The organism is Nakamurella sp. (assembly GCF_048594475.1).
In the GTDB taxonomy this organism is placed as follows: domain Bacteria; phylum Actinomycetota; class Actinomycetes; order Mycobacteriales; family Nakamurellaceae; genus Nakamurella.
In genome coordinates, this window is sequence record NZ_JBMDXT010000119.1 from 1 (window position 1) to 3,421 (window position 3,421).

4 protein-coding genes are annotated in these 3,421 nt (G+C 71.9%); 1 reads left to right on the top strand and 3 read right to left on the bottom strand.

The features are described from left to right. Nucleotides 1-67: 67 nt before the first annotated feature. Complete coding sequence (locus tag ACOJUF_RS06105; protein ID WP_420120972.1) at nt 68-616, top strand: hypothetical protein; 549 nt, start codon at nt 68-70, stop codon at nt 614-616. A gap of 81 nt (nt 617-697) precedes the next feature. Here the strand turns inward: ACOJUF_RS06105 and ACOJUF_RS06110 are convergent, their stop codons facing one another. The 3 genes from ACOJUF_RS06110 to purB form a co-directional block, all read right to left on the bottom strand. After that, complete coding sequence (locus tag ACOJUF_RS06110; protein WP_420120973.1) at nt 698-1,207, bottom strand: DUF6328 family protein; 510 nt, start codon at nt 1,205-1,207, stop codon at nt 698-700. Nucleotides 1,208-1,211: 4 nt separating this feature from the next. Continuing rightward, complete coding sequence (locus ACOJUF_RS06115) at nt 1,212-2,150, bottom strand: amidohydrolase family protein (RefSeq protein WP_420120974.1); 939 nt, start codon at nt 2,148-2,150, stop codon at nt 1,212-1,214. Nucleotides 2,151-2,178: 28 nt separating this feature from the next. After that, a partial coding sequence (gene purB / locus ACOJUF_RS06120) for an adenylosuccinate lyase (protein ID WP_420120975.1) occupies nt 2,179-3,421 on the bottom strand: 1,243 nt, incomplete at its 5' end.

Below are 3,421 nucleotides of genomic sequence, written 5' to 3' on the forward strand. Positions count from 1 at the left end.
CTCAGCTAACGTTGCTAACGAGGGCGCCGGGCTGGCCGGTGCCTGCACAACGTTGAGGGAGTGCCCCATGGCTACCGCCACCAAGGCTGCGGCCGAGAAGGCCGAGAACGCCGTCGCGCAGGTCACCGAGACCGTCTCGTCCACCGTCTCCAAGGCCACCGCGGTCGCGAACGACCTGGTCAACAAGACCACCGACGCCTTCGCGCCGATCGTGAAGTCCGCCGAGGAGAAGACCCAGGAGCTGACCGCCGCCTTCGCCGACGAGGTGAAGAAGGCCGAGGCCAAGGGCCAGGAGCTGACCGAGCAGTTCGCCGCCGAGTACAAGAAGGCGGAGGCCAAGGCCCAGGAGCTGGCCGAGGCGTGGACCGAGGAGTACAAGAAGGCCGAGGCCAAGGCCAAGGAGTACACCGAGGCCTTCGGCGCCGAGGTCAAGAAGGTCGTCGTCATCTCCGTCGACACCTACGCCGAGGCCGTCCAGAAGTACCTGGACCTGACCGTCGAGTTCGTCGAGACCTTCAAGAACGACGCCGTCCTGGACCTGACCAAGAAGAACGCCAAGGCGATCACCGACCTGGTCGAGGCGTCCGTCAGCCAGACCAAGGACCTGCTGAAGTAAGCAGTCCTGCGCACGTCGAAAAGGGGCGGGTGGCCGATGGCCGCCCGCCCCTTTTGCTGCGCTCCCCCGCCGTCCTCGCCATCAGCGCCGGGGGTGCGGCGACCGTTCGCGCACGGCCAGCGGCAGCGCCGCCCACAGCACGACCAGCACCAGGGCCGCCCCACCGGCGGCCACGAGCCCGGCCGGCCCGCCCAGCACGACGTCGAAGATCAGCAGCACGACGCCCACGATCGACGCGGCCAGCAGCGCGATGCCGACCAGGGCGAGCCGGTGCGCGATGTCGACCGTGGCCTGCCGGGCATGCCGGCGGAACAGCAGCCGGTGCAGGCTGACCGGCGCGATGAGGAACCCCATGGCCAGGACGGCCAGGCACAGCGTGACCAGGTAGATCGTCGTCTGCAGCGTCGTCAACTGTTCGAAGCGTGATTGGAAGGGCAGCACGACCAGGAATCCGGTCAGGATCTGGACCCCGGTCTGCACGACCCGCAGCTCCTGCAGCAGGTCGACCCAGTTGCGGTCGAGCCGCTGGAGCGGCGTCTCCCGGCGCTGGTCGTCGACGCTCTCCCGGTCCGGCTGCGCGTCGTCGACCATGTCCTCATTGTGCGCCGGGGGACGGGCGAGGGCGGCGGCCCGCCACCGCGACCGGGCCTCCTGCGCCGGCCGGTGCGGCGCCGCCCAGCCCGCCGGTCGGGCGGTACCACCCGACGGCGTTGCCGGTCAGGACGCGGTCCAGGTCGGCGCCCACCGCATCGGCCAGCACCTCGAGGTCCGCGGGGACGAAGGGGCGCGGCGCCCGGGTGCCGGGCAGATCGGTGCCCCACAGCAGCGCACCCGGGTCGACGCCGTGGATGCGGCGCAGGACGTCGACCACCACCGCCGGACCGCCGGCCCAGCGCCCGAACCCGGTCGCCTTGACCCGCACGCCGCCGGCCACCAGGCGCAGCAGATCGTCCAGGCCGTCGGTGGTGAGCCCGAGGTGGTCGATGCTGGCCCGGGGCAGCCGGCCGATCGCCGGACCGACGGAGCCGAGGTCGTCGCTGCGGACGTAGAACTCGCTCGACCAACCGGCGGTGTCGTAGACCAGCCGGCCGAGCCGGTCCACGTCGTCCGGTCCGGCGGACCCGCCGCGAACCAGGTTGAAGCGGACCGCGCGCACGCCCGCGGCGTCCAGCCGGGTGATCGTGCCGGCCGTGGTGTCGGCCGGCAGCTGGGTCACCCCGACGAACGTCGGACCCAGGCGGTCCAGCGCATCCAGCAGGTAGGTCTGGTCGAAGCCCTGGAAGGAACCGGACACCACCGCGCCCCCGCGCACGCCGAGATCGTCGACCACACGGCGGTAGTCGTCGACGGTGAACGGATCGGGCCGGTAGGCCGGCCGAGCCTGCGAGGCCGCCGGCGATAACGGCCGGGCGGCACCGGCGGCCACGTCGGCGACGGCGGCGACGTCGGAGCCCACTGGTCCGGGGCCACCCGATCCCTGGTTCGGGATCAGCGGGAAGCGCGGGTCGATGATGTGCAGGTGGCTGTCGAACACGGCGAACCCTCCAGCCCGGTCCGGTGGTCTACAGGATGTCGCCGGGCCGGTAGCTCGCGGCCTCCGGATGCTCGCCCCGCAGCTCCCCGATCCGCCGGATCACCGCGGCGGTCTGCCGCTCCGCCAGGCCGGTGAACGACAGCGGATCGGCCAGCAACTCGTCCAGATCGATCCGGTTCAGCGGCAGCCGGGTGTCGCCCGCCAGCCGATCCAGCAGGTCGTTGTCCACCTGACCCTTCTCCCGCATGGCCAGGGCGACCGCGACGGCGTGCTCCTTGATCGCCTCGTGCGCCGTCTCCCGGCCCACGCCGGCCCGGATCGCGGCCATCAGCACCTTGGTGGTGGCCAGGAACGGCAGGTACCGCTCCAGCTCGCGCTCGATGACGGCGGGGTAGGCGCCGAAGTCGTCGAGCACGGTCAGGAACGTCTCGAACAGCCCGTCGATCGCGTAGAACGCGTCCGGCAGGGCGACCCGGCGGACCACCGAACAGAAGACGTCGCCCTCGTTCCACTGCGCCCCGGCCAGCTCGCCGGCCATCGAGGCATACCCGCGCAGGATCACCGCGAGGCCGCAGACGCGTTCGCAGGAGCGGGCGTTCATCTTGTGCGGCATCGCCGACGAGCCGACCTGACCCGGCCGGAAGCCCTCGGTGGCCAGCTCGGCCCCGGCCATCAGCCGGATGGTGGTGGCCAGCGACGCCGGGCCGGCGGCCAGCTGGACCAAGAGCGAGACGACCTCGTAGTCCAGTGACCGGGGGTAGACCTGGCCGACGCTGATCAGCGCCCGTCCGGAGGGCGAGATCTGGCGCACCACCTTGGCTTCGAGCAGGTCGACGTCCTCCGGCTCGCCCAGCAGGTCGAGCATGTCCTGGGCGGTGCCGACCGGGCCCTTGATGCCACGCAGCGGATACCGCTCGAGCAGTTCGTCCACCCGCTCGTAGGCCAGCAGGACCTCCTGCGCGGCCGAGGCGAACCGCTTGCCCAGGGTGGTGGCCTGGGCCGGGACGTTGTGCGACCGGCCGGCCATCACCACGTCGGTGAACTCCGCGGCGCGCCGGCCGAGCCGGTCGAGCACCGCCACCGTGCGGTCGCGGACGAGCGCGAGCGACCGGACGATCTGCCCCTGCTCCACGTTCTCGGTCAGGTCCCGGCTGGTCAGGCCCTTGTGCACCTGCTCGTGCCCGGCCAGCGCGTTGAACTCCTCGATCCGCGCCTTGACGTCGTGCCGGGTGACCCGCTCCCGGTCGGCGATGGCGGCGAGGTCGACGTTC